The organism is Comamonas brasiliensis (assembly GCF_018292285.1).
In the GTDB taxonomy this organism is placed as follows: Bacteria; Pseudomonadota; Gammaproteobacteria; order Burkholderiales; family Burkholderiaceae_C; genus Comamonas; species Comamonas brasiliensis.
Window position 1 is genome coordinate 238,467 of the sequence record NZ_JAANES010000001.1, and the last position, 24,656, is coordinate 263,122.

Sequence of the window (24,656 nt, forward strand, 5' to 3'; positions counted from 1 at the left end):
TAAAAGGTTGTCTTGCAGAGAGTTTTTGGGGGTATAGCTCAGCTGGGAGAGCGCTTGCATGGCATGCAAGAGGTCATCGGTTCGATCCCGTTTACCTCCACCAAAATTTAATGACGGCGAGTCGCAAGGCTCGAATCGTTCTAGGAATTGACCCTATCGTCTAGAGGCCTAGGACATCACCCTTTCACGGTGAGTACCGGGGTTCGAATCCCCGTAGGGTCGCCAAGTTTGAAGCGCTTGTAGCTATATAATATGTAGCAAAGCTTCCTGCCAGGAGTGGTAGTTCAGTTGGTTAGAATACCGGCCTGTCACGCCGGGGGTCGCGGGTTCGAGTCCCGTCCACTCCGCCAGTTTGGCTAGTCGCTTGATTAAAAAAGCGCCTTTATTTTCAGAAGGCGCTTTTTTAATCGGTGCGAAAGCAAAGATTCTAGGTTATGACCCTATCGTCTAGAGGCCTAGGACATCACCCTTTCACGGTGAGTACCGGGGTTCGAATCCCCGTAGGGTCGCCAAGTTTGAAGCGCTTGTAGCTATATAATATGTAGCAAAGCTTCCTGCCAGGAGTGGTAGTTCAGTTGGTTAGAATACCGGCCTGTCACGCCGGGGGTCGCGGGTTCGAGTCCCGTCCACTCCGCCACAGTTTTTTTGGGGGTATAGCTCAGCTGGGAGAGCGCTTGCATGGCATGCAAGAGGTCATCGGTTCGATCCCGTTTACCTCCACCAAAATTTAATGACGGCGAGTCGCAAGNCTCGAATCGTTCTAGGAATTGACCCTATCGTCTAGAGGCCTAGGACATCACCCTTTCACGGTGAGTACCGGGGTTCGAATCCCCGTAGGGTCGCCAAGTTTGAAGCGCTTGCAGCTATATAATATGTAGCAAAGCTTCCTGCCAGGAGTGGTAGTTCAGTTGGTTAGAATACCGGCCTGTCACGCCGGGGGTCGCGGGTTCGAGTCCCGTCCACTCCGCCAGATTCAAAAAGCCGCAATCAAGCAATTGATTGCGGCTTTTTTCTTGCCGGTCATGCTCTGGCAAACCTGATTTGCTCCTGACTTTCTAGCAAGATACCCTTGCCATGCAAGTGCTATGGCGATACGCTATCGTTCACCCTTACAGATGTTGACAAAAGTTTTTCATGTGGGAACTTTTGTTGCCGATCAATACACCATCTTGTCACCATCGGGCCTGTTTCCCGGTGACTGTCCCTTCCCATCATCGTTGTTCGTTTAACCACCGCTTTTTCTATCCATGCGCCCGGCGTCTTCCTTTCTGCTGTCGCTGCTGATGTTTGCCTCCATCATCGGAGTGCAACTCATCGCCGTGTGGCACGCGGGTTCGCAAGATGTGGTGGCCATGGCTTATGTGCTCGACGCAGAGCCGCATGAGTACGGTGTCGATGTGCTGCAGGAGTTCGAGGACGATGTAGAAGACGATACGGTGGAGTTCTCCATTCATCGTCCACATCGCACTGCCGAGCTCAATCCTGCGCAGGACGATCGCAATGAACTGTTTGGCCCTCCCGAAGCGGTAGCTGTGGGTGTGGCTGATATCCGGGTGCCTCCTCAGGAGCATGTGGTGCACCCTACCTATCCCTGGCCGGAAAGCATGCTGCGTCCGCCCAATATGAGCCTGCCTCTGGCAGGCTAGCTCCAGCGCACCTGACGACATCCACGTCGCTTTGCTTGCACCGGGCTTGACTCCCCCGATACCTGCTGTCCCTTGTTTCAGAGCCTGCTGGCCTGGAATGTGCTTGTCTGCAGAACATGGCTCTGAGACAGGTCTGGGGCGGCTTCACCTGCTCAGGTGTAACTGATCCTGCATTGCATGCGGCGGCTGCCGCATGTGCATGACGGGGTTTCGACCCTTTCCTCACTTTATCTGCCCTCAAGAAGGCAGCTGTGTTCTATGTTCAATAGATCGAGAGTGCCGGCTTCTTTCCCGGCCAAGGCCAGCAAGAATTCTTCTGGCCCTGCACCATTGCGCAGCCTCAAGCGCTCGGCCATTTTCGGCATGTGTCTCGCTGCAGCTCTGGCTGCGCATGCTCAGAATGCCAGTGGTGCACCACAAACCAGCAGCACGATTTCCGATCAGGTGCAGCCCAAGCTGACCCTGACGCAACTGGTGCAGACTGTGCTGGACAACAACCCTGAACTGCGCTCCGTTCAGCAGTCGAGCGTCACCGCTCAGGCGGCTGTGGTCAGCGCCGGTGCTCTGCCCAATCCCAAGCTGGAGTGGAGCCGCGGCGACAACAAGGCGCGCCTGGCATCGGCCACGCCTGGCAATGTGCAGACCATGGCGATTTCGGTTCCCATCGAAATGCCTTCGGTGCGCGCTGCGCGCATTGAAGCCGCTGAAGCAGGGCAGCGGGCATCGGTGCACCAGATTGCCGCATCGCGCAATGCCCTCATTGCCCAGGTCAAGCTCAAGGCCTATGAGGTGGTGCTGCGGCAGGCGCAGGCACAGGCCGCCTATGACGCCGTCAAGCTGCTGGAGCAGGCCCATGAACGGGTACGCGTGCGTGTGTCCAGTGGCGAGGCAGCGCGCTACGAAATCATCAAGGCCGATGCCGAACTGATCAATGCGCGCCAGCAGGAGCAATCTGCCCGCTTGCTGGCCGAGCAATCCCAGCTCACGCTCAATCGCCTGGCCGCAGGCCAGTTGCCCAGCCGCTTTGACCTGGCCCTGTCTTTGCAGGACCCGGTGGCCCAGGCTCAGTTGAAGAATATCAACTGGCAGTCCCATCCGGAACTGCTGCAACTGCAGTCCGAGGTGGACAAGGCCGAAGCGCAGAAGAGCGGTGCCAAGGCCAGCCGCTGGCCGGGTCTTGAGCTGCGTTACGCACAGACTCGCGAGCCCGATATTCGCAACAACACCGTCGGCGTGAGCATGCAGATTCCGCTGTTCGACCAGCGTCGCGGCCCGATTGACGAAGCCGCTTCGGAAGCCGAACGCGCGCGGCTGCGCATGGAAGGCCGCAGGGCCGAGCTGGAGCAGCAGATGCTGCAGGCCTGGAAGGTCATGGAGATGGCGCAGGTGCGCATCAAGGCCCTGAGCGAAGGGTCGGTGCGCGAGGCGGAATCGGCCCTGCGCGTGGCCGAAGCCGCTTACCGCTATGGCGAGCGAGGCATTCTCGATGTGCTCGATGCCCAGCGCGTGCTGCGCACGGTGCGTGCCGACCTGCTGGAAGCCCGCTATCAGCTGCAATCGGCCCGGATCGAGCTGGACTTCCTGGCCGGTCGCTATGCCGAGCCTTCCTCGCTTTGAGCTTTCAAAGTCAAGACCACGTTTTCGCATTTTTTGAATTCGCTTTATGTCTTCTCATCATCATTCCAGGACTGCGCGTCCTGCCTCTCTGGTTCTGGCACTGGCGCTGGCCGGGCTGACAACATTGACCCTGACTGGCTGTGGCAAGGACGAGCAGGCGACTGCTGCGGTTGCTGCTGCAGATACCAAGGCTGAGCTGGACCCCATGGAGGTGGTTGTCTCGGCCGAAATGGCGACCAACTTCAAGACCGCAGCGGTAGCGCAGGCCGAGGTTGCATCGGTGCAGGAAATTGCCGGTCGCATCGAAGCCAACGAGCGCAGGGTCACCCGCATTGGTGCGGCCGTGACAGGCCGTGTGACCGAGGTGCTGGCCGAAACCGGCGATCGCGTCAAAACAGGCCAGACCCTGGCGCGTGTCGCCAGCCCCGAGCTGACCACGGCTCAACTGGCCTATATGCGTGCCAGCGCCACAGCGACTCTGGCCGAACGCTCCGTAGAGCGTGCGCGTCAGCTGATTGCTGCCGACGTGATTGGCTCTGCAGAACTGCTGCGCCGCGAATCCGAAGTGCAGATTGCCCGCGCAGAGCTGCGGGCGGCAGGCGATCAGCTCAAGCTGATGGGCTTGTCCGCCGATGCGCTGAGCAGTTTGCGCGCCAAGGGCAATGTGGCACCGAATGCTGCCATCACGGCTTCTGCCGCCGGTATCGTGATCGAGCGCCAGGTCAGCCAGGGTCAGGTGGCACAGCCTGGAGATCCTCTGTTCACCGTGGCGGATCTCTCCAACGTCTGGGTGGTAGGCGCCTTGCCCGAGCAGATTGCACGCAGCGTTCAGACTGGCCAGAACGTACAGGTCGATGTGCCGGCGCTGGGGCTGACCGTCGAGGAGACTCCCATCTCCGGCAAGATCATCTACGTGGGTGACACCGTGTCGCCCGAAACCCGTACCGTGACCATCCGTACTCAGGTGGACAACAAGGATCTGGCGCTCAAGCCCCAGATGCTGGCCACCATGAAGATTCAGGGAGCGATGGAGAAGACTCTGGCGATCCCTGCACTGGCAGTAGTCCGCGAGAACGACAGGGACCATGTCTACGTCAAGAAGGCCGAAAACCACTACCGCCTGACTCCGGTGGAGCTGGGCGCGGCCAGCGGCGGTCTGCGACCTGTAATCAAGGGGCTGAGCGAAGGCACGCAGATCGTGGTCGACGGTGCATTCCACCTGAACAACGAGCGCAAGCGCGCAGAACTGGAGTAAGCCCATGATTGCCTCCATGATTCGTGCCGCGCTATCGCAGCGGCTGGTGGTGGTCGTGCTGGCGCTGGTGATGTGTGGATTCGGCCTGCGTGCTGCCATGAATCTGTCGGTGGATGCCTTCCCCGATGTGACCAATGTGCAGGTTCAGGTGGCCACCGAAGCTCCCGGCCGCTCGCCCGAAGAAATCGAGCGTTTTGTCACCGTGCCTCTGGAAATTGCCATGACGGGCCTGCCCGGCCTGGCCGAGATGCGCTCGCTCAACAAGAGCGGTCTGTCCATCATCACGCTGGTGTTCACCGATGCGACCGATGTGTACTTTGCCCGCCAGCTGGTGACGGAGCGCCTGATCGAAGTCACGCCGCGCATGCCCGAAGGCATTGTGCCGGTGCTGGGGCCGGTATCCACGGGCCTGGGCGAGGTCTATCAGTACACGCTGGATCATCCCGATGATGGCGAGCGCGAGCTGACCCAGGCGGAGCTGACCGAGCGTCGCACCATCCAGGACTGGGTGGCGCGGCCCTTGCTGCGCTCCATTCCCGGAGTGGCTGAAATCAACTCCCAGGGCGGCTATGTCAAGCAGTACCAGGTGCTGGTCGACCCTGCCCGTCTGCGTCACTACAACCTGAGCGTGCGCCAGGTGGTGCAGGCCGTGGCGGACAACAATGCCAATGCCAGCGGCGGCATCCTGCCTCAGGTGACCGAGCAGTATCTGATCCGGGGCGTGGGCATGATCCGCTCCCTGGACGATATCGGCAACATCGTGCTCAAGGAGCAGGGCGGCGTGCCGGTCTATGTGCGCGATGTGGCCAAGGTGCAGATCGATGCCGAGGTCCGCCAGGGCGCCATCATCAAGGGCGGCTATACCGAAAGCGTCTCCGGCATCGTGCTGATGATGCGCGGAGGCAATGCCAAGGAGGTAGTGACCCGCGTGAAGGAGCGCGTGGAAGAGATCAACGCCAAGGGCATGCTGCCTGGCGGTCTGCAGATCGTTCCCTACTACGACCGTACCGATCTGGTCGATTCCGCCCTCTGGACCGTGGGCAAGGTGCTGATTGAAGGCATCTTCCTGGTGGTGGTGGTGCTGTTCATCTTCCTTGGCGATGTGCGCTCCAGCCTGATCGTGGTCGCGACGCTGATCATCACGCCGCTGACGACCTTCATACTGATGAACAGATACGGCATTTCTGCCAACCTGATGTCTTTGGGAGGGCTGGCCATTGCCATCGGCCTGATGGTGGATGCCACCGTGGTGGTGGTGGAAAACGTGTTTCACAAACTGGGGCAGGCTGGTGATTCGCGTGGCGAACGCATTCGCACCGTGCTGTCTGCCACCGTGGAAGTGGCCACGCCCACCATCTTTGGTATTGCCATCATCATTCTGGTGTTCCTGCCGCTGATGACGCTGCAAGGCATTGAAGGCAAGATGTTCGGCCCGCTGGCGCTGACCATCGCGATGGCTCTGGCTATCTCGCTGGCGGTTTCGCTGTTCCTGTCGCCTGTGCTGTGCTCCTACTTCCTCAAGGGCGGCGCAGACCACGATACCAAGCTGATCGCCTTCCTCAAGCGCCACTATCTGCGTCTGCTCGATGTTGCTACGGTGCGCAACCGCCTGACTCTGGCCGTGGCCGTGGCGCTGCTGATCGGCTCGCTGGGATTGTTCCCGCTGCTAGGCAAGTCCTTTATGCCGACCATGAAGGAAGGCGCACTGACGCCGCAGATCAACCGCGTGCCCAGCATTTCCCTGGATGAATCCATCCGCATGGAAATGGCTGCCATGAAGGAAGTGGCGCAGGTGCCTGGCGTGAAGTCCGTGGTGTCCAAGCTAGGCCGTGGCGAATCGCCGGCCGACCCGGCAGGTCCCAACGAGTCCGACCCCATCGTGCTGCTGGACCCCGAGTCCGAGCGCAGCCAGGACGAGATCGACGAGGACATCCGTCAGCGTCTGTCCAAGATTCCCGGGGTGCAGATTGTGCTGTCACAGCCCATTTCCGAGCGTGTGGACGAAATGGTGACGGGCGTGCGCTCGCAGCTGGCCGTCAAGGTGTTTGGTGACGAACTGGATGATCTCAAGGACGTCTCCGAACAGGTGGCACGTATTCTGAAGAGCGTCTCCGGCAGCACCGACATCCGTGTCGAGCGACTCTCGGGCCAGCAGGCGCTGACGGTGGACATTGATCGCAAGGCGATCGCCCGCCACGGTCTGAACGTGGCCGATGTGCAAAGCCTGCTGGAGTCCGCTATTGGCGGCAAGGATGTCACGACCTTGTATGAGGGCGAGCGTCGCTACTCCGTGGTGGTCCGTTTCCCCGAGTCCTATCGCGGCTCTCCCGAAGCCATCGGTGCCGCGTTGCTGACCACGGCCACTGGCGCGCAAGTGCCGCTGAGCAGCTTGGCCAGGATCGAACTGGTGGACGGGCCGGCGCAGATCAGCCGCGAAGGTGGCAAGCGTCGTGTGGTGGTGGGGGCCAATGTGGAAGGGCGTGACCTGGCGGGCTTTGTGGCCGAGGTCGAGCAGCGCCTGGACAAGGAAGTCAAGCTGCCTGACGGCTATTACTTCAAGTTCGGCGGTCAGTTCGAGAACATGGAGCGCGCCATGGGCACGCTGCAGGTGATCGTTCCGCTGACTATCGTCGCCATCTTCTTCCTGTTGTTCCTGCTGTTCAATTCGATCAAGCTGGCAAGTCTGATCATTCTGGTTCTGCCCTTCGCTTCGATTGGCGGCCTGATCGGACTGTTTGTCACGGGCGAATATGTCAGCGTGCCGGCTTCCGTGGGCTTTATTGCCTTGTGGGGTATCGCCGTGCTCAATGGTGTGGTGCTGGTCTCCAGCATCCGCCATCTGCGACAGGAGGGAATGGCGGTGGCCGAGGCCGTGCGTGAAGGCTGTACCCAGCGTTTCCGTCCGGTGATGATGACTGCCACAGTGGCCTTGCTGGGTCTGGTGCCGTTCCTGTTCGCGACAGGTCCGGGCTCCGAAGTTCAGCGTCCGCTGGCCATTGTGGTGATCGGTGGTCTGATCACGTCGACCCTGCTGACCCTGGTGGTGCTGCCCACGCTGTACCGCTGGTTTGACGAGAAGCCGACCGAGGCTTGATTTGAGAAAGGAGTGATTCGATGACGATGAAAGAAATCCGCGCCATCGTGCGTCCCAGCCGGTTGGAGCGCCTGCGTACCGAGTTGCGTGCGATTCCGAACTTTCCTGGCGTGACAATCTTCAAGGCCGAAGGTTTTACGGCCCCCGCTGCCGTGGACAAGCGCACGGTCAAGGATGAGTTGACCGATTTTTCGGACAAGCTCATGGTTTGCGTGATCGTGGAGGAGTCCATGGTGGCGGTGATTCGCGAAGCCATCGTCGCTGCCTGCCGCACCGGTCAGATTGGCGATGGTCTGGTCTGGACTGTGGATATCGGCGAAATGCATCGCATCCGCGATGGCGGTGCAGTGAGCTGATAGTGCCTGTCGGCTGACAGAAAGGGATGCGCTCTGCATCCCTTTTTTCATGCTTTCGACAAATTGTTGGCGGTTTGGAAAAAGCAGCGAAAACCCTGTGCTACAATTTTTGCATTGCAGCAGAGAAACACTGTTTCATTGCTTCAAGGGGGTATAGCTCAGCTGGGAGAGCGCTTGCATGGCATGCAAGAGGTCATCGGTTCGATCCCGTTTACCTCCACCAAAATTTAATGACGGCGAGTCGCAAGACTCGAATCGTTCTAGGAATTGACCCTATCGTCTAGAGGCCTAGGACATCACCCTTTCACGGTGAGTACCGGGGTTCGAATCCCCGTAGGGTCGCCAAGTTTGAAGCGCTTGCAGCTACATAATATGTAGCAAAGCTTCCTGCAAGGAGTGGTAGTTCAGTTGGTTAGAATACCGGCCTGTCACGCCGGGGGTCGCGGGTTCGAGTCCCGTCCACTCCGCCAGATTCAAAAAGCCGCAATCAAGCAATTGATTGCGGCTTTTTCTTTGCCCGGAACCCAAAGAAAAGGCCTTGTGACAAGGCCTTTGATCTTCTTTACTTGGGTGCCATGCGAATGGCGCCGTCCAGACGGATGACTTCTCCGTTGAGCATGTCGTTTTCCAGAATCTGCTTGACCAGCTTGGCGTAATCCTCTGGCTTGCCCAGACGGCTCGGGAAGGGCACGCTGGCGGCCAGCGCATCTTGCACTTCCTGGGGCATGGTGAACAGCATGGGCGTGCCGAAGATGCCGGGAGCAATCGTCATATTGCGGATGCCGCTGCGTGCCAGGTCGCGGGCAATGGGCAAGGTCATGCCGACCACGCCACCCTTGGAAGCCGAGTAGGCAGCCTGGCCGATCTGGCCGTCATAGGCCGCAACGCTGGCGGTGGAGATCAGAACACCGCGCTCGCCGGTAGGCTCTGGCTCATTCTTGCTCATGGCGTCCGCTGCCAGTCGAATCATGTTGAAGGTGCCGACCAGGTTGACCATGATGGTCTTGGTATAGACGGCCAGGCTGTGCGGGCCACTCTTGCCTACGGTCTTTTCGGCTGGTGCAATGCCGGCGCAGTTGATCAGGCCGGCCAGTTTGCCCAGGCTGGTGGCTTTGGCGACCACGGCCTGACCATCGGCCTCATTGCTGACATCGCAGCGCAGATAGACGCCGCCGATCTCGCTGGCCACGGCCTCGCCGCGCTCTGCATTCATGTCGGCAATCACGACCTTGCCGCCATTGGCGGCGAGCATGCGCGCCGTGCCTTCTCCCAGGCCCGAAGCGCCACCGGTCACGATGAATACGCGATCCTGAATCTGCATGAACTGTCTCCTTGTTCGATGTCTATTGACGTTGACGTAAACGTCAATTATGCACAGAGCGGAGGAGCTGGTGACCTGAGGAAAGCGCGCATAAAAAAAAGCCCAATCACGGGGATTGGGCTTTGAAGGGATCCATGAAACGGGGGTTTCAGGAGGATCCAAGGAGACAACTTGCGCAAGGTTGGCATTCACATCAATGCATGCCGACCTGACATGCTGGTGATTATAGGGTAAACCCTATATCTTTGCCAAGCATGCCAATAACCATGTGCTTAACGCTTGGCAGTGGTGGTGGCCTTGACAGCTTCGGTTGCTGTCTTGGTGGCCGCGTTGAAATTGGCTTCGGCCATGTCGGAGGCTTGCTTCACCGCCTTTTGCACGGATTCGAAAGCGTTGTTGGCGGCAGAGACGGCGCTCTTGACCATGGCCACAGCGGATTCGGAGCCGGCAGGCGCATTCTTGGTGGAATTGTCCAGCAGAGAGTTGAAGCTCTTGCGGGCTTCGGTGGACTGCACTTCCAAGGCTTTGTTGAATTCGCCGGCGGTGTTGCTGGCGATGTCATACAGATGGCGGCTGTAGGAAGCGGTCTTCTCGGCCAGAGGCTGGAACAGGCCGGCTTGCAGAGTCAGCAGTTCCTGGGCGTCCTTGACGCTGAGCACGGCTTGGGTGTGCTGGGCAGCTTCGGTCAGGGCGGCACGCGAAGCGGTGACGTTCAGTTCCACCAGCTTTTCCACGCCTTCGAAAGCTTTGCTGGTCAGGCCGAACAGCGTCTCGAAGTGGGCTTTTTGTGCGCTCAGGATTTGGTCGGGGGTCAGGCTCATGGCAATTCTCCAAAATTACGGATCTAACAAAGGGATCGGACCGGAGGAAACTTCTGCTCTGACATGACCGCTATCTCTGAGTCAGTCGTATGTTGCAGTGCAGCATGGGTGCATTGTGGAAGAGAATTTGTGCCAATGCAAGCTTTAATTTGTTGCGTTGCAGCAAAAAGATTAATGACGCTTTGTTTTCGATAAGTATTTGATTTTAAAAAAATTTGTTATGTCTGATAACTGACAAAAGAATGCATGGGTGTGCTTTTTTGTGCATTGCATCATGCGTTGGCAAGCGTTGACTTCCAGGCCCTGTCGCGGTGGTGCTGGCGGCGCCTGGGCAGCTCTGCACAATGGCTGCATGACTGCATCGTTATCTCAAGGCAAACCTTTGCGCGCCCAGCCACAGGAGCGTGACTCCTATCCCGTGTTCCGCGACATCAGCACCCGCTGGTCGGACAACGATGTCTACGGTCATGTGAACAACGTCATCTACTACAGCTGGTTTGATACCGCGGTCAATGCGTATCTGATAGAGCAGGGCGCGTTGGATATCCATGCAGGTCAGACGATTGGCCTGGTGATAGAGACTCAGTGCAATTACTTTGCCTCGCTGGCTTTCCCGCAAGCCGTGGAGGCGGGTATTCGCGTGGCACATCTGGGCAGCTCCAGCGTGCGCTACGAAGTCGGTCTGTTTGCCAAGGGCGCGAGCCAGTCGGCTGCCGCCGGGCATTTTGTGCATGTCTATGTCGACAGACAGACGCGTCGGCCTGTGCCTTTGCCCCAGCCGTTGCGTGCGGCGCTGCAGTCACTGCTGCGCGCAGAGTCGGTTGGCGAATAGCAAAAAAGATAGCTTCTTGCGTATGTCTGTCAAGCGTTCAAGAGTGATTTGAATGAGGTATCCGGCGGCGTTTGCAAAGCCGTCATCGGCAGGAAGCGCTTAGGGGCAGCGAATACGGTACTGGGTGTGGAATCGCCTACACTCGTCAGTCTATGTTGAGGCTGGCTTAGCCTGTGTTTTGAGCCAGCCTTGTTCCATGACTGAACGGACCGCCAGGCCCACCGTCGTCCATGATCATCACCAGTCTGCTAGACACCGACCTGTACAAATTCACGATGATGCAGGTGGTGCTGCATCAGTTTCCGGGCGCGCAGGTGGAGTACCGCTTCAAATGCCGCAACCCTGGCGTGCAGCTGGCTCCGTACGTCAATGAAATTCGCGAAGAGATCCGCTCTCTGTGCAAGCTGCGCTTTCAGGATGCCGAGCTGGCCTATCTGAGTTCGCTGCGTTTCATCAAGAGCGATTTTGTCGATTTCCTGAGCCTGTTCCAGCTCAACGACAAATACATCACGGTCACGCCCCTGGCCAGCGGTGAGATCGACATCACCATCCAGGGCCCCTGGCTGCACACCATCCTGTTCGAGATCCCGGTGCTGGCCATCGTCAACGAGGTGTATTTCCGCAATACCCAGCCCGTGCCCAACTTCCTGGAAGGACGCAAGCGCCTGGACGGGAAGATCGAGCTGCTGCAGGCGCCAGGGCTGGAGTCGCTCAAGATTGCCGATTACGGCACTCGCAGGCGCTTTTCCAGGGCCTGGCATGAAGAGGTTCTGCGAGTGCTTTGCGCCAGACTGGGTCACTCGGGGACGGCGCGGGTCAACGGCCAGCGCAAGGGGCAACTGGCGGGCACCAGCAATGTGCTGTATGCGATGAAGCTGGGCCTGATCCCGCTGGGCACCTTGGCCCATGAATATCTGCAGGCCTGCCAGTCGCTGGGCCCACGTCTGCGCGACAGCCAGATCTTCGGCTTCGAGTCCTGGGCGCGCGAGTACAGGGGCGATCTGGGCATTGCGCTGTCCGACGTCTATGGTATGTCGGCCTTTCTGCGTGATTTCGATCTGTACTTCTGCAAGCTGTTTGACGGCGCGCGCCATGACAGCGGCGACCCGTTTGACTGGGGCGAGCGCCTGATCGCGCATTACAAGGCCAACAAGATCGATCCGCTGAGCAAGGTGCTGATCTTCAGCGACGGACTGACGATCCCCAAAACCATCGGGCTGTTCGAGCGCTTCAACGGTCGTTGCCAGCTGGCATTCGGTATCGGCACCAATCTGACCAACGATCTGGGTAATCCTCCCGAGCATGTGCCCTTGCAGATCGTGATCAAGATGACACGCTGCAACGGCCAGCCGGTTGCCAAGCTCTCGGACACGCCAGGTAAAAGCATGTGCGACGATGAAAAATACCTGGCCTATCTGCGTCAGGTGTTCAGCATTGCGCCGCCGGAGTCGGTCGCACCGGCTTAAAAATCAAGAATCAGGGGCGGCAGCCGCGCCGGCTGCACGGCCAGAAGCAGGGAGGATGGGCGTTTGATCAGCAAATCTTGGATGAAGGCCGCAGCCGCCGCGCTGCTGACGCTGGCGGTGGGCGCTGCGCGAGCCGCAGAGATCGATGGCGCGGCCATGTCCGTCGCCTGGGGCATACCGTTTGTGGGCATGTTGCTGTCGATTGCGCTGATGCCGCTGGCGCTGCCGCAATTCTGGCATCACCATTTCGGCAAGGTCACTGCCGGCTGGGCGCTGGCATTCATGCTGCCTTTTGCCCTGGTTCACGGGCCGGGCGCAGCGGGCATGAATCTGGTGCATGCCCTGCTGGCCGAGTATCTGCCGTTCGTGATCCTGCTGACCGCCTTGTACACGGTGGCTGGCGGCATCTATGTGCGAGGCAATCTGCGTGGTTCGCCAGGACTGAATACCGCCATTCTGGCCATTGGAGCACTGCTGGCCAGCTTCATGGGTACGACCGGAGCTTCCATGCTGCTGATCCGCCCCTTGCTGCGCGCCAACGACAACCGCCGTCATCAGGCCCATGTGGTGGTGTTCTTCATCTTCATCGTCTCCAATGCCGGGGGGGCACTGACGCCGCTCGGAGATCCGCCGCTGTTCCTGGGCTTTCTGAAGGGGGTGGACTTCTTCTGGACGGTGAGCCACATCTGGGGCCCGATGTTGTTCCTCACGCTGGCGCTGCTCGCCGTCTTCTATGTGATAGATCACAGGCTGATGGGGCATAAGGGCGAGACCGATCTGCCGGATCCCACGCCCAGCATGGACGCGACCGGTGCTCAAAGCCGTCTGGGCTTTGAAGGCCGCGTGAACTTTGTGCTGCTGATGGTGGTGGTGGCTCTGGTGCTGGTCAGCGGCATCTGGCGCACTCCTGCTGGCTTCGAGATTGCCGGCACCCATGTCGGTCTGCCTGGTCTGGTGCGCGATCTGGGCCTGCTGACCGTGGCGCTGCTGTCGCTCAAGCTCACGCCAGCTCGCGTGCACCGGGCCAACGAGTTCGGCTGGGGGCCCATGCAGGAAGTGGCCAAACTGTTCGCAGGTATCTTCCTGACCATCATTCCCGTCATTGCCATGCTCAAGGCGGGTGCCGAGGGGCCGTTCGGTGCCGTGGTACGAGCCGTGACCAATTCCGATGGAACGCCCAACCCGGCCATGTATTTCTGGGCCACAGGCCTGCTGTCTTCCTTCCTCGACAACGCTCCCACCTATCTGGTGTTCTTCAATACCGCAGGCGGTGATCCGGCGCATCTCATGACCGATATGGCGTTGACGCTGACAGCCATCTCTGCGGGTGCCGTTTTCATGGGCGCCAATACCTATATCGGCAATGCGCCCAATCTCATGGTCAAGGCGATTGCCGAAGATCGCGGCGTGAAGATGCCGGGCTTCTTCGGCTACATGCTCTGGTCGGTCTGCGTGCTGGTGCCGCTGCTGGTGCTGATCACCTGGATCTGGTTTCTATAGGCCGTGAAAGCGCGGCCTGGCAGTAGTGCCGCCATCACCCATCACTTGAAGAGGAAACAACGATGAGCAACAAGCCTCGCATTCTGATCGCCCGTGCCATTTCACCCGAGGTGGTGCAGCGGCTGCAGCAGCACTTTGAAGTGCAGTCCAATCAGGACGATGTGGTCTGGTCTCCAACTGAGCTGGCACAGCAGTTGCAGGGCAAGGATGGCGTGCTGACCACGGGTTCGCAGCGCATCGATGCCGAGCTGCTGGCCGCCTGTCCGCAACTCAAGATCGTGGCCAATATGGCGGTGGGCTACAACAATTTCGACGTGCCTGCGATGACGGCCGCTGGCGTGCAGGGCACGAACGCCCCCGATGTGCTGACCGAGACCACGGCCGATTTCGGCTTTGCCTTGCTGATGGCCACGGCGCGCCGTATTACCGAGAGCGAGCACTATCTACGTGCCGGGCTCTGGAAGGACTGGCATTACGACCTGTTTGCCGGTGCCGAGGTGCATGGCAGCACGCTGGGCATTCTGGGCATGGGCCGCATCGGTCAGGCAATTGCGCGTCGTGCGGCCTACGGCTTCGGCATGGAGGTGATCTATCACAATCGCTCGCGTCTGGATGCTGGGCTGGAAGCCGAGTGCAAGGCCAGCTATGTCGGCAAGCAGGAGTTGCTCGAACGTGCGGACCACCTGATGCTGGTGCTGCCATTCACTCCCGAAAACCGCCACACCATAGGCGCGGCAGAAATGGCCCTGATGAAGCCCACGGCCACGCTGATCAATATTGCGCGCGGCGGCATCGTGGATGATGCGGCGCTGGCCCAGGCGCTGAAAGACGGACGCATTGCCGCAGCGGGTCTGGATGTGTTCGAAGGCGAGCCGGCCGTGCATCCCGAGCTGCTGACGGTGCCGAATGTGGTGCTGACACCCCATATCGCCAGTGCCACCAAGGGCACGCGTACGGCCATGGCTGGGCTGGCGGCGGATAATCTGATCTCCTTTCTGGCCGGCAAGGGGCCGTTGACACCCGTCAATCAGCTTGGCTGATGCGTCTCCATTAGGTCGGCTCTCGTCACATCAGTTTGAGGGCGGATGCGTGATCTGAGCGCTTTTTCGGCTTTGATAATTTCTGCCCGCATGGCGTGTGAACGCGCAGCGGGCTTTTCTTATTTCAAGCGAGACAGCAATGCCTTTTATCCGCACCAGCGTCCACAAGGACACCACGCCCGCCCAGCGCCAGGCCATCGTCAACGGGATTCATCAGGCCCTGATCGACGGCATCGGCATGCCTGCCGATGAGTTGTTCAACATGGTCGATGACTATGACGAGCAGAAGTTCTTCTTCAGCCGCACCTTCAACGGCTACCAGCGCTCGGACCGTGTGGTGGTGGTGGAGATCACCATGCGTCGTGGCCGCAGCGATGCCATGAAGCGTGCCCTCTACGCCAATATCGCCGCCAATCTGGAAAAAGATGCGGGTGTGGCCCCCTGCGATGTGTTCATCTTCACGCACGAAAACGACTATTCCGACTGGTCGGTGGGCGGTGGCAAGTTCGCCATGGCCATTGCCCAGCAGGTCGGCCCCGACGCCTGATTCCTGCGTCAACCGATTGCAGCCTCGCTGTCGCCAAGGCTGCAACCGGGAGCAGCACTTTTGTCTGCATTGGATTTTTCGTGGCTCTGAGGACTGATAATTTGCCTGCGCGCTAGTGCTTGCAAACTTCAGTCTGCAATGCTGGCTGCGATTTTCAATGAAAAACAGCCTGCAGCGCTTTGCTGGAAAGCGCTTCTAGCTATGAAAACAAGAGTGCGAAAGGCGTGGCAAGACAGTGACTACGTGGTGGCTCGGGTTGGCGGCGGTGGCCGCATTGATGGTGGCCCTGCTCCTGGTGCTGCTGTGGTGGCTGCAGGGGCTGCGCCGTCAGACGGAGCTGGCTCTTGGTCCTGATGCAATGAGGCTGCAAGCCCAGCTGCTGCAGGGATTGCAGGCGCTGGATGTCAGGCTGCAGCAGCTGGAGCGCAGCAGCCAGAGCACCCAGATGACGGTGGCCAAGAGTGATGGCGCCTTGGACCGTGTCACCCAGCATGTGCAGACCCAGCTGGCCCAGACCCAGCAAGATGCGCTGGCCGCGCGGCGCGAGCAGGCGGTGGCGCTGACGTCCTTTCGTGCGGAGGTGGCCCAGCTTGCGCAGCGGCTGACGGCCGACAGCCAGCAAGCGCGCGCGGCACTGACCCAAAGCAGTGCAGAGCAGGCCGTCCATGTCCAGCAGCGCTTCGAGGCACTGGCCGAGACCACACGTGGCACGCTGGACTCACTCAAGGGTGATATCCAGCACCAGCTCACGCATATGAGTACCAATATGGGGGCTGCGCTCAAGGATCAGCTGGGCAGCAATGGCGAGCAGCTGCGTCATCAGTTTGCCGTGTTGCAGGACGCGGTGAGCCAGCAGCTGGTTGCGCTGACGCAGGGCCAGCAGACCACGGCCGAGCAGTTGCGTGCAACGCTCAACGAGCGCCTGGCCACGATTCAGAGCGACAACGCCCTCAAGCTCGACGAGATGCGCCGCACCGTCGATGAAAAACTGCATGCCACGCTGGAGCAGCGTCTGGGCGAATCCTTCAAGCTGGTCAGCGACCGGCTGGAGCAGGTGCACAAGGGGCTAGGCGAGATGCAGACCCTGGCGGGCAGCGTAGGCGATCTGAAGCGCGTGATGACCAATGTGAAGTCGCGTGGCACCTGGGGCGAGCTGCAGCTGGGCAGCATCATCGACAATGTGCTCACGCCCGAGCAGTACGCCAGAAACGTCAAGACCGTGCCTGACAGCGATGAGCTGGTCGAGTTCGCCATCCGGCTGCCGGGACGCAACGACGAGCAGCCTGTATGGCTGCCCATCGATGCCAAATATCCGGTCGAGCATTACCAGCGCCTGCAGGATGCGCAGGACAGCGCAGATCGTGTGGCCATTGCCGCTGCAGGCAATGCCTTCGAGACATCGATTCGCGGCGAAGCCAAAAAGATCGCGAGCAAGTACATCGCGCCGCCGCACACCACAGACTTCGCCGTCATGTATCTGCCCACCGAGGGCCTGTTCGCCGAAGTGCTGCGCCGTCCGGGCCTGGTCGAGGCGCTGCAGAACGAGCATCGCATCGTGATTACCGGTCCCGCGAATCTGGCCGCCATGCTCAGCAGCCTGCAGATGGGCTTCAAGACGCTGGCGATCGAGAAGCGCTCCTCCGAAGTCTGGGGCGTGCTCGGTCAGGTCAAGACCGAGTTCGGCAAGTTCGGCGAAGTGGTGGAGGCCACGCGCAAGTCCATCGATGCCGCTGCGCGCAAGTTCGATCAGGTGGGTGTGCGCACGCGCGCCATTCAGCGTCATTTGCGCAATGTGCAGGAGTTGCCGAATGAAGCAGGGCAGGAGCAGCCTCTGTTTCCCGCCACATCGCCTGGAGGCGATCAGACAGCCAGCGAGGACGAAGAATGAATGCAGCTCTGCTGCGCCTGATCCTCGCGCAAGTCTGTATCCACGGCACCATGACCGGAATGCGCATGGCCACGCCGCTTTTGGCGCTCAAGGAGGGCTATAGCGCAGCCGCGGTCGGCATGCTGCTGGCGCTGTTTGCACTGACCCAGGTGTTTCTTTCGCTGCCCGCGGGCCGCTATGCGGACCGTCACGGGCTCAAGCGCCCGCTCATCATCAGTGTGGTGGCCGCATGTTCCGGAGCGGGGGTGACCGTGCTGTTCCCGATCTATCCGGTGCTGTGCCTGAGCGCTTTGCTGACGGGCGGCGCAGCCGGCATGGCGCTCATCGCCCTGCAGCGCCATGTGGGGCGCATGGCGCACAACAAGGACGAGTTGCGCAAGGTCTTCAGCTGGCTGGCGATTGGCCCGGCCATTTCCAACTTTCTGGGACCGTTTGCGGCCGGGCTGCTGATCGACTATGCAGGCGGAGAAGCGGCCAGCATCACGGGCTTCAGGGCCGCCTTCCTGTTGCTGACCCTGATGCCTCTGGCGGCCTGGTTCTGGGCGAGAACGGTGCAGGAGCTGCCGGCGCTGCAGACCGAGAGCGCGAACCAGAAGGCAACGGCCTGGGACCTGGTGCAGAACCGGGGCTTCAGACGCTTGTTGCTGCTGAACTGGGCGCTTTCCTCTTGCTGGGATGTACATACCTTTGTCGTGCCCATTCTGGGTCATGAACGCGGACTGCCTGCCTCGGTGATCGGCAGCATCCTGGGTGCTTTTGCGATCGCTGCGGCCGTGATCCGCCTGTTGATGCCCATCATCACGCGCCATATGGCCGAATCGCAAGTGGTGCTGGGAGCCATGGTTGCTGCTTGCGCCCTGTTCATCGCCTACCCCTTCATGCCCGGCGCCTGGAGCATGGGGGCCTGTTCGGTCTTGTTGGGCGTGGTGCTGGGATCGGTGCAGCCCATGGTGATGAGCATGATTCATCAGATCACGCCACCCGAGCGCCATGGTGAGGCGCTGGGATTGCGCATGATGGCCATCAACGGCTCCAGCGTGCTGATGCCGGTGCTGTTCGGCTCGCTCGGCACTGTGGTCGGTGTCTCGGCCCTGTTCTGGGCGGTGGGGGTGCTGGTCGGTGTGTCCTCGCGCCTGCCCTGGCTGATCGGCAAGCAGGATATGCCGTCTGATGAGTGGGGTGGCCATTAAACAGGCCGGTTGCTTGCATTAAAAAAAAGAGCGCCCTGGGCGCTCTTTTGTCTTCTGGAAGTGCGTTTACAGCTCCTCGACCCTGCGTGCCGGATAGCTGTCCCAGCTCTGGCAGCCGGGGCAATGCCAGAAATGGGTGCGGGCTTCAAAGCCGCAGGCTGCGCAGCGGTAGCGGGTCAGGGGCTTGGTGGCATGGTTCAGCGCCTTTTGCACGGTGGCATGGTACTGCTCTTCGGTCAGGGTCTCGCCTTCCAGCCATTGGGCGGCCGCCACCAGGGACGACTCATGCTCCAGATGCTGCACCAGGCGCTGGCGGCCGGGCGCTGCCGCATCGCCGCTTTTCTGGTCCAGCGCGACCAGTGCCTGCAGCAGATCCAGCGAGGGTGCTTGCGCATAGTGCTTGAGCAGCAGATCGCGAGCCTCGGCGAGCGCGCCCGTTGCTTCGGCCACTTCCACCAGCAGGCTGGCGGCCAGGGGCAGGGCTGCGGGGCTGTTCTGCGCCAGCGCCTGAAGGCTGGATAAAGCCTGCACGGACCGGCCCTGGCGATGCTGGAGCTGGGCCAGCTCCAGTCGGGGGCGCGGAGCTTGCGGCGCCGTCTCCAGGGCCTGCTGCAGCTGCGCAAAAGCCTTGTCGAGCTGGCCATGGGCCACCTGGGATTGCGCATCTTCGCAAAGATAGTGGGCCAGGCGGGTGCTGAAGTCTCCCTGGCCTGCGGCTTGCATCTTGCGCACGATGGCCGCTGCCTGGGCCCAGTCGCGAGAGCGCTCGTAAATGGCCAGCAGTGCCAGGCGTGCCTCGCCTTCGTACTGCGTGCCTTCCAGGCGGTTCAGGGCCTCCTCGGCGCGGTCCAGCAGACCTGCCTTGAGAAAGTCCTGTGCCAGTGCATGCTGGGCACGGTCCCGGTCGGGGCGGGTGAGGTCGGCGCGGCTGAGCAGATGCTCGTGGACGCGCACCGCACGGTTGTATTCGCCGCGGCGGCGAAACAGATTGCCCAGGGCAAAGTGCAGCTCGGTGGTATCGGGGTCGTTCTGTACGGCCTCGATAAAGGCATCGATGGCCTTGTCCTGCTGCTCGTTGAGCAGAAAGTTCAGGCCCTTGAAATACGCCTTGGGAGCCTGGCGGTTGTCGGCACGCACCTGGCGCAAATCCCAGCGGGAGGCCAGCCAGCCCAGCACAAAGGCTGCAGGCAGGCCCAGCAAAATCCAAGTCAGATTAAATTCCATGCACGTCGCCCGGCGCAATGATCGAAGAAGAGTTCTGTTCCTTCACCGCAGGTGCTGCACTGGTGGCGTTGGCTGCGGTGTTCGGTGCCTGTTGAGTGGCCTGTGCTTCGCGCGCTGCGCTGCGATGCTTGAGCCAGCGTGGCACCATGCCCAGCACTCCGACAAAAAGGCCCAGCGCAAAAGCTGCCAGAACCACCAGCACCAGAGGTGCCGTCCAGGCCGTGCCAAAGAAGAAATGCACGGTGGCGTCTTGCTGGTTGTTGAGTGCGAATGCGAACAGAGTGAAAAAAATGGCTGCCTTGAGCAGCCACAGCAGGTATTTCATGCTTCCCTTTATGCGCCTTGTGTGACGGGAAGATTTTAGGCCAGCCTATGCGCGGACTGGCAAACGGCGGCATGCTCAGCCCTGATTGGGGCTGACGGTGCCTAAGGACTTCAGGCGGTCTGCGGCTGCTGGGCAGCGGAGTCGTCGGCCTTGAGATTGTCCACGGCTTCGCGCAGGGCCTTGCCGGGCTTGAAATGAGGAACGCGCTTGGAAGGAACCTGGACGGACTCGCCCGAGCGGGGGTTGCGGCCTATGCGGGGCTGGCGGTGATTGATGGCAAAGCTGCCAAAGCCGCGAATTTCGATACGGTGACCGCGCACCAGGGCATCGCTGACGGCATCCAGAATGGTTTTGACGGCCTGCTCGGCATCACGTTGGTTGAGTTGGCCAAATTGGGCGGCAAGTTCTTCGACGAGATCGGATCGGGTCATCGGGTAGCGGAGGCTCTAGGTTGAAAACAACAACGGGCGCACAGGGCGCCCGTTGTCTTTGACGCTTGGCGGTCAGCCAGGCGAGCTGGCTGACCGGCTGATGCAAGATTTACTTGTCAGCGTCCAGCTTGGCGCGCAGCAGAGCGCCCAGGCTGGTGGTACCAGCGTTTTCCTTGGAGGACTGAGCCGACAGGGAAGCCATGGCGACTTGCTGTTCAGCGTGATCCTTTTGCTTGATGGACAGCTGGATGTTGCGGCTCTTGCGATCCACGTTCACCACCACGGCAGTCACTTCGTCGCCTTCCTTCAGGACGGAACGAGCGTCTTCCACGCGGTCTTGCGAGATTTCGGAAGCGCGCAGGTAGCCGATGATGTCTTCGCCCAGGTCGATTTCAGCGCCCTTGGCGTCCACAGTCTTGACCTTGCCGGTCACAACTTGGCCCTTGTCGTTCACGGTCACGAAGGTCGTGAAGGGATCGCTGTCCAGTTGCTTGATGCCCAGGGAGATGCGCTCGCGCTCAACGTCCACGGCCAGCACGATGGCTTCGACTTCTTGACCCTTCTTGTAGTTACGAACGGCGGCTTCGCCGGCTTCGTTCCACGACAGGTCAGACAGGTGCACCAGGCCGTCGATACCGGCAGCCAGACCCACGAACACGCCGAAGTCGGTGATGGACTTGATGGGGCCCTTCACGCGGTCGCCGCGCTTGGTGTTCTGGGCGAATTCTTGCCAGGGGTTAGCCTTGCACTGCTTCATGCCCAGGGAGATGCGACGCTTGTCTTCGTCGATTTCCAGAACCATGACTTCCACTTCGTCGCCCAGGGACACGAGCTTGGTGGGAGCAATGTTCTTGTTGGTCCAGTCCATTTCGGAAACGTGCACCAGGCCTTCGATGCCGGGTTCCAGTTCCACGAATGCGCCGTAGTCAGCAATGTTGGTGACCTTGCCGAACAGGCGGGTAGCGGAGGGGTAGCGGCGAGCCACGCCCATCCAGGGATCGTCGCCCATTTGCTTCAGACCCAGGGACACGCGGTTCTTTTCGGTGTCGAACTTCAGGATCTTGGCAGTGATTTCCTGACCAGCAGTCACCACTTCGGAGGGGTGACGCACACGGCGCCATGCCATGTCGGTGATGTGCAGCAGGCCGTCGATACCGCCCAGGTCCACGAACGCACCGTATTCGGTGATGTTCTTGACCACGCCCTGAACGATAGCGCCTTCCTTCAGGGTTTCCATCAGCTTGGCGCGCTCTTCGCCCATGGAGGCTTCCACCACAGCGCGGCGCGACAGCACCACGTTGTTGCGCTTGCGATCCAGCTTGATGACCTTGAATTCCAGGGTCTTGTTTTCGTAGGGAGTCAGGTCCTTGATGGGACGTGTGTCGATCAGCGAACCGGGCAGGAAAGCGCGGATGCCGTTGACCAGAACGGTCAGGCCGCCCTTGACCTTGCCGGAAGTGGTGCCGGTCACGAATTCGCCGGATTCCAGAGCCTTTTCCAGCGACAGCCAGGAAGCCAGACGCTTGGCGGTGTCACGGGACAGGATGGTGTCGCCGTAGCCGTTTTCGATGGAGCCGATGGCCACGGACACGAAGTCACCCACTTGGACTTCGACTTCGCCCTGGTCGTTCTTGAACTCGTCGAGGGGCACGTAGGCTTCCGACTTCAGGCCGGCGTTCACCACCACGAAGTTGTGCTCAACGCGCACGACTTCAGCGGTGATAACTTCGCCAGGACGCATTTCGGTGCGTGTCAACGACTCTTCAAAAAGGGCGGCAAAAGATTCAGACATGTAGTTCCTTGCCCGCAACCAGGTTTCCGTCGGCACCATTGCCAAGCGTTTTTAAGACTGATTGCGGAGGTTGTGGGTTTGGGCCCACGGGGTTAAAGGTTAACAACCTTGCTGCCGGTTCGCGGTCTGCGAAAGCCTGGCATCAAGGGCCAACAAGCCAGATGCGGGGCTGCCCCGAAAACTTCAAGCTGAAGTCTCAAGAGCGGCCAAACGGCTGGCGTTCCTGCCACCACGACAGCACCTGGGCAACCACTTCTTCAATGGTCATCTCGGAGCTGTCGAGCTGCAAAGAATCCTCGGCGGGCTTGAGTGGAGCGGTGGCGCGATTCATGTCGCGCGCGTCCCTTGCCTCAAGGTCTGCCAAAAGGGTGGACATATTAGCTGAAATTCCTTTGGAAATCAACTGTTTATATCGGCGCTCCGCGCGGCACTGGGCAGATGCCCACAAATAGACCTTGAGCGGGGCGTGGGGGAAGATGACCGTACCCATGTCGCGGCCGTCGGCAACCAGTCCCGGCAGAGCCTGGAAGGACAGCTGCAGATCCACCAGCGCGGTGCGCACGGCGGGCAGGGCCGATACGCGCGAGGCGTTCATGCCGGCTTCTTCGCTGCGAATGGCCAGGCTGATGTCCTCGTCGCCGAGCCAGACACGCTGCTGCGCATCGAAGCGTACCGGCATGTCCAGCGCCATCTCGGCAATGGTTTCCTCGTTCGACTCGTCAAGCGTCATGCCGGCGCGCGATGCGGCCAGGCCGGTGATGCGATACAGCGCGCCTGAGTCCAGCAGCTGGTAGCCCAGTGCCCTGGCGACTTCTGCGGCAATCGTGCCCTTGCCGGAGGCCGTGGGCCCGTCGATGCAGATCACGGGAATGTGCTCGCGCTCGGCTTCACTGACGGAGAACAGTGCCTCGAAATAGTCGGGAAAGGTCTTGGCCACGCATTTTGGGTCTTCGATGCGCACGGGCAGCTTGGCCGGGTTGAAGGCCGCCAGAGAGAAGCACATGGCGACGCGGTGGTCGTCATAGGTGTGGATGCTGGCTGCTTTCCAGGCGGCCTTGCCGGCCGGGGGAGTGATGCGGATGTAGTCCGCACCTTCTTCCACCGAGGCGCCGAGCTTGCGCAGCTCGATCGCCATGGCGGCAATGCGGTCTGTTTCCTTGACGCGCCAGCTGGCGATGTTGCGCAGCGTGGTCACGCCGTCGGCATACAGCGCCATGGTGCCCAGCGTCATGGCCGCGTCGGGAATATGGTTGCAATCGAGGTCGATGGCTTTCAGGGGCCAGCTGCCACGGCTGACCTGCAGCCAGTTGGGGCCGCTTTCGATCTTTGCGCCCATGGCCTGGGCGGCTTCGATGAAGCGGATATCGCCCTGGATCGAGTCCTGGCCCACACCCAGAATGCGGATGCTCTTGGGTTGCGGCGCGTTGTCGGCATCGGCGTCATCGGTGGTGCCGGTGGCAATCGCGCCCAGCGCGATGAAATAGCTGGCCGACGAGGCGTCGGCCTCCACATGGATGGCGCCCGGCGACTGATAGCGGCTGCCCGCGGGGATCACAAAGCGCTGCCAGCTGTCGTTCTTCACGGCAATGCCGAAGCGTGCCAGCAGCTCCAGCGTGATGTGGATATAGGGCCTGGAGATCAGCTCGCCCACCACCTCGATGGTGATGTCGCGCTGTGCCCCGGGGACATTGGCCAGCAGGGGCAGGGCCATCAGCAGCGAGGTCAGGAACTGGCTGGAGACATCGCCGCGCACCTTGATGGATTCGCTGCCCAGCTGGCTGAAGTCGGGCTGGCCGATCTTCAGGGGCGGAAAGCCTTCGTCCTTCAGATAGTCGATCTTGCAGCCCAGCTGGCGCAGCGCATCGACCAGGTCGCCGATCGGGCGTTCGTACATCCGGGGCACGCCGGTCATCTCGAAGTCGCCGCCCAGCACCGACAGCGCCGCGGTCAGCGGGCGCATGGCCGTGCCGGCATTGCCCAGGAACAGCGTGGCCGCAGTGCCGGCCGGCAGCTGACCGCCGATGCCGGTGACCTCAATGGCCTGGCCGGGGGTGACGACGTCCGGGCTGATGCTGCAGCCCAGCTGCTTGAGTCCGGCCAGCATGACGCGGGTGTCGTCCGAATCCAGCAGGTCATGAATGGTGGTGGTGCCCTGGCTCAGTGCGGCCAGCAGCAGCACGCGATTGGAGATGCTCTTGGAGCCGGGCAGGCTGACGGTGCCGTTGGCGGAGTCCAGTGCGGGCAGATCCAGAAATTCGGTGGTGAACATAAAACTCTCGTAACCCCTGCGCAGCCTGGCTGCTTCGACACC

19 protein-coding genes and 11 tRNA genes are annotated in these 24,656 nt (G+C 60.7%); 23 read left to right on the forward strand and 7 right to left on the reverse strand.

Annotated features, from left to right (window positions below; translation table 11 throughout):
* Positions 1 to 27: 27 nt before the first annotated feature.
* The 16 genes from DJFAAGMI_RS01095 (at position 28) to DJFAAGMI_RS01170 (ending at position 8,438) form a co-directional block, all read left to right on the forward strand.
* Positions 28 to 103, forward strand: a tRNA-Ala gene (locus DJFAAGMI_RS01095).
* Positions 104 to 149: 46 nt separating this feature from the next.
* A tRNA-Glu gene (locus DJFAAGMI_RS01100) sits at positions 150 to 225 on the forward strand.
* Between the two features lie 48 nt (positions 226 to 273).
* Positions 274 to 350, forward strand: a tRNA-Asp gene (locus tag DJFAAGMI_RS01105).
* Between the two features lie 86 nt (positions 351 to 436).
* A tRNA-Glu gene (locus DJFAAGMI_RS01110) sits at positions 437 to 512 on the forward strand.
* Positions 513 to 560: 48 nt separating this feature from the next.
* Positions 561 to 637 (forward strand) — tRNA-Asp (locus DJFAAGMI_RS01115).
* 10 nt (positions 638 to 647) lie between these two features.
* Positions 648 to 723: transfer RNA gene (locus DJFAAGMI_RS01120), tRNA-Ala, on the forward strand.
* A 46-nt stretch (positions 724 to 769) separates the two neighbouring features.
* Positions 770 to 845 (forward strand) — tRNA-Glu (locus DJFAAGMI_RS01125).
* A gap of 48 nt (positions 846 to 893) precedes the next feature.
* A tRNA-Asp gene (locus DJFAAGMI_RS01130) sits at positions 894 to 970 on the forward strand.
* A gap of 277 nt (positions 971 to 1,247) precedes the next feature.
* Positions 1,248 to 1,646, forward strand: coding sequence for a hypothetical protein (locus tag DJFAAGMI_RS01135; RefSeq protein ID WP_211455629.1), 399 nt, complete (start codon positions 1,248 to 1,250; stop codon positions 1,644 to 1,646).
* Between the two features lie 363 nt (positions 1,647 to 2,009).
* Positions 2,010 to 3,263, forward strand: a complete 1,254-nt coding sequence (locus DJFAAGMI_RS01140; RefSeq protein ID WP_043007405.1) for a TolC family protein — start codon at positions 2,010 to 2,012, stop codon at positions 3,261 to 3,263.
* Positions 3,264 to 3,309: 46 nt separating this feature from the next.
* On the forward strand, positions 3,310 to 4,518 hold the full coding sequence (locus tag DJFAAGMI_RS01145) for an efflux RND transporter periplasmic adaptor subunit (RefSeq protein ID WP_211455630.1): 1,209 nt from the start codon (positions 3,310 to 3,312) through the stop codon (positions 4,516 to 4,518).
* 4 nt (positions 4,519 to 4,522) lie between these two features.
* Positions 4,523 to 7,612, forward strand: a complete 3,090-nt coding sequence (locus DJFAAGMI_RS01150) for an efflux RND transporter permease subunit (RefSeq protein ID WP_211455631.1) — start codon at positions 4,523 to 4,525, stop codon at positions 7,610 to 7,612.
* A gap of 20 nt (positions 7,613 to 7,632) precedes the next feature.
* Entirely contained in the window at positions 7,633 to 7,968 is a 336-nt protein-coding gene (locus tag DJFAAGMI_RS01155) for a P-II family nitrogen regulator (RefSeq protein WP_003057166.1), read from the forward strand.
* 147 nt (positions 7,969 to 8,115) lie between these two features.
* Positions 8,116 to 8,191: transfer RNA gene (locus DJFAAGMI_RS01160), tRNA-Ala, on the forward strand.
* 46 nt (positions 8,192 to 8,237) lie between these two features.
* Positions 8,238 to 8,313, forward strand: a tRNA-Glu gene (locus DJFAAGMI_RS01165).
* Positions 8,314 to 8,361: 48 nt separating this feature from the next.
* A tRNA-Asp gene (locus DJFAAGMI_RS01170) sits at positions 8,362 to 8,438 on the forward strand.
* Between the two features lie 92 nt (positions 8,439 to 8,530).
* On the opposite strand, the gene DJFAAGMI_RS01175 is transcribed toward DJFAAGMI_RS01170, so the two are convergent.
* Together DJFAAGMI_RS01175 and DJFAAGMI_RS01180 are read right to left on the reverse strand one after the other, a co-directional pair.
* A complete protein-coding gene (locus DJFAAGMI_RS01175; protein ID WP_003057163.1) occupies positions 8,531 to 9,289 on the reverse strand; it encodes a 3-hydroxyacyl-CoA dehydrogenase in 759 nt (252 codons plus the stop codon).
* A gap of 272 nt (positions 9,290 to 9,561) precedes the next feature.
* Positions 9,562 to 10,110: a phasin family protein gene (locus DJFAAGMI_RS01180; RefSeq protein WP_003057161.1), complete on the reverse strand. Its 549-nt coding sequence runs from the start codon at positions 10,108 to 10,110 to the stop codon at positions 9,562 to 9,564.
* A gap of 352 nt (positions 10,111 to 10,462) precedes the next feature.
* Here DJFAAGMI_RS01180 and DJFAAGMI_RS01185 point away from each other — a divergent pair, with 352 nt between their 5' ends.
* The 7 genes from DJFAAGMI_RS01185 to DJFAAGMI_RS01215 all read left to right on the forward strand — a co-directional run bounded on the left by DJFAAGMI_RS01185 (position 10,463) and on the right by DJFAAGMI_RS01215 (position 18,573).
* The gene (locus tag DJFAAGMI_RS01185) at positions 10,463 to 10,942 is read left to right on the forward strand and encodes an acyl-CoA thioesterase (RefSeq protein WP_211455632.1); all 480 of its coding nucleotides are present in this window, start codon (positions 10,463 to 10,465) and stop codon (positions 10,940 to 10,942) included.
* Between the two features lie 230 nt (positions 10,943 to 11,172).
* Positions 11,173 to 12,408, forward strand: coding sequence for a nicotinate phosphoribosyltransferase (pncB, locus tag DJFAAGMI_RS01190; protein WP_211455633.1), 1,236 nt, complete (start codon positions 11,173 to 11,175; stop codon positions 12,406 to 12,408).
* An 81-nt stretch (positions 12,409 to 12,489) separates the two neighbouring features.
* Positions 12,490 to 13,908, forward strand: a complete 1,419-nt coding sequence (locus DJFAAGMI_RS01195) for a sodium:proton antiporter (protein ID WP_211456681.1) — start codon at positions 12,490 to 12,492, stop codon at positions 13,906 to 13,908.
* Positions 13,909 to 13,970: 62 nt separating this feature from the next.
* Entirely contained in the window at positions 13,971 to 14,948 is a 978-nt protein-coding gene (locus tag DJFAAGMI_RS01200; RefSeq protein ID WP_211455634.1) for a 2-hydroxyacid dehydrogenase, read from the forward strand.
* Between the two features lie 139 nt (positions 14,949 to 15,087).
* Positions 15,088 to 15,495: a tautomerase family protein gene (locus DJFAAGMI_RS01205; RefSeq protein ID WP_211455635.1), complete on the forward strand. Its 408-nt coding sequence runs from the start codon at positions 15,088 to 15,090 to the stop codon at positions 15,493 to 15,495.
* A gap of 358 nt (positions 15,496 to 15,853) precedes the next feature.
* Positions 15,854 to 17,383: a DNA recombination protein RmuC gene (locus DJFAAGMI_RS01210; protein ID WP_249333946.1), complete on the forward strand. Its 1,530-nt coding sequence runs from the start codon at positions 15,854 to 15,856 to the stop codon at positions 17,381 to 17,383.
* A complete protein-coding gene (locus DJFAAGMI_RS01215) occupies positions 17,380 to 18,573 on the forward strand; it encodes an MFS transporter (protein ID WP_211455636.1) in 1,194 nt (397 codons plus the stop codon). The genes DJFAAGMI_RS01210 and DJFAAGMI_RS01215 overlap by 4 nt, the downstream gene beginning before the upstream one ends.
* Positions 18,574 to 18,639: 66 nt before the next feature.
* Here DJFAAGMI_RS01215 and lapB read toward each other — a convergent pair whose 3' ends face one another.
* The 5 genes from lapB to DJFAAGMI_RS01240 form a co-directional block, all read right to left on the reverse strand.
* On the reverse strand, positions 18,640 to 19,797 hold the full coding sequence (gene lapB, locus DJFAAGMI_RS01220) for a lipopolysaccharide assembly protein LapB (RefSeq protein ID WP_211455637.1): 1,158 nt from the start codon (positions 19,795 to 19,797) through the stop codon (positions 18,640 to 18,642).
* Entirely contained in the window at positions 19,787 to 20,122 is a 336-nt protein-coding gene (locus tag DJFAAGMI_RS01225) for a LapA family protein (RefSeq protein WP_003057146.1), read from the reverse strand. The genes lapB and DJFAAGMI_RS01225 overlap by 11 nt, the downstream gene beginning before the upstream one ends.
* Positions 20,123 to 20,232: 110 nt before the next feature.
* Positions 20,233 to 20,553 carry an integration host factor subunit beta gene (locus DJFAAGMI_RS01230; RefSeq protein ID WP_043006739.1) on the reverse strand — a complete coding sequence of 107 codons (321 nt, stop codon included), beginning with the start codon at positions 20,551 to 20,553 and terminating at the stop codon, positions 20,233 to 20,235.
* 109 nt (positions 20,554 to 20,662) lie between these two features.
* A complete protein-coding gene (gene rpsA, locus DJFAAGMI_RS01235) occupies positions 20,663 to 22,345 on the reverse strand; it encodes a 30S ribosomal protein S1 (RefSeq protein ID WP_003057144.1) in 1,683 nt (560 codons plus the stop codon).
* Between the two features lie 196 nt (positions 22,346 to 22,541).
* Entirely contained in the window at positions 22,542 to 24,614 is a 2,073-nt protein-coding gene (locus DJFAAGMI_RS01240) for a bifunctional 3-phosphoshikimate 1-carboxyvinyltransferase/cytidylate kinase (protein ID WP_211455638.1), read from the reverse strand.
* Positions 24,615 to 24,656: the final 42 nt, after the last annotated feature.

Coding starts and splice junctions, on each gene's coding strand:
- DJFAAGMI_RS01210 (WP_249333946.1), top strand. CDS start 15,854: ATGAGGCTGCAAGCCCAGCTGCTGCAGGGATTGCAGGCGCTGGATGTC.
- pncB (WP_211455633.1), top strand. CDS start 11,173: ATGATCATCACCAGTCTGCTAGACACCGACCTGTACAAATTCACGATG.
- DJFAAGMI_RS01195 (WP_211456681.1), top strand. CDS start 12,490: ATGAAGGCCGCAGCCGCCGCGCTGCTGACGCTGGCGGTGGGCGCTGCG.
- rpsA (WP_003057144.1), bottom strand. CDS start 22,345: ATGTCTGAATCTTTTGCCGCCCTTTTTGAAGAGTCGTTGACACGCACC.
- DJFAAGMI_RS01205 (WP_211455635.1), top strand. CDS start 15,088: ATGCCTTTTATCCGCACCAGCGTCCACAAGGACACCACGCCCGCCCAG.
- DJFAAGMI_RS01180 (WP_003057161.1), bottom strand. CDS start 10,110: ATGAGCCTGACCCCCGACCAAATCCTGAGCGCACAAAAAGCCCACTTC.
- DJFAAGMI_RS01185 (WP_211455632.1), top strand. CDS start 10,463: ATGACTGCATCGTTATCTCAAGGCAAACCTTTGCGCGCCCAGCCACAG.
- lapB (WP_211455637.1), bottom strand. CDS start 19,797: ATGGAATTTAATCTGACTTGGATTTTGCTGGGCCTGCCTGCAGCCTTT.
- DJFAAGMI_RS01150 (WP_211455631.1), top strand. CDS start 4,523: ATGATTGCCTCCATGATTCGTGCCGCGCTATCGCAGCGGCTGGTGGTG.
- DJFAAGMI_RS01145 (WP_211455630.1), top strand. CDS start 3,310: ATGTCTTCTCATCATCATTCCAGGACTGCGCGTCCTGCCTCTCTGGTT.
- DJFAAGMI_RS01155 (WP_003057166.1), top strand. CDS start 7,633: ATGACGATGAAAGAAATCCGCGCCATCGTGCGTCCCAGCCGGTTGGAG.
- DJFAAGMI_RS01135 (WP_211455629.1), top strand. CDS start 1,248: ATGCGCCCGGCGTCTTCCTTTCTGCTGTCGCTGCTGATGTTTGCCTCC.
- DJFAAGMI_RS01175 (WP_003057163.1), bottom strand. CDS start 9,289: ATGCAGATTCAGGATCGCGTATTCATCGTGACCGGTGGCGCTTCGGGC.
- DJFAAGMI_RS01140 (WP_043007405.1), top strand. CDS start 2,010: ATGTGTCTCGCTGCAGCTCTGGCTGCGCATGCTCAGAATGCCAGTGGT.
- DJFAAGMI_RS01215 (WP_211455636.1), top strand. CDS start 17,380: ATGAATGCAGCTCTGCTGCGCCTGATCCTCGCGCAAGTCTGTATCCAC.
- DJFAAGMI_RS01225 (WP_003057146.1), bottom strand. CDS start 20,122: ATGAAATACCTGCTGTGGCTGCTCAAGGCAGCCATTTTTTTCACTCTG.
- DJFAAGMI_RS01200 (WP_211455634.1), top strand. CDS start 13,971: ATGAGCAACAAGCCTCGCATTCTGATCGCCCGTGCCATTTCACCCGAG.
- DJFAAGMI_RS01240 (WP_211455638.1), bottom strand. CDS start 24,614: ATGTTCACCACCGAATTTCTGGATCTGCCCGCACTGGACTCCGCCAAC.
- DJFAAGMI_RS01230 (WP_043006739.1), bottom strand. CDS start 20,553: ATGACCCGATCCGATCTCGTCGAAGAACTTGCCGCCCAATTTGGCCAA.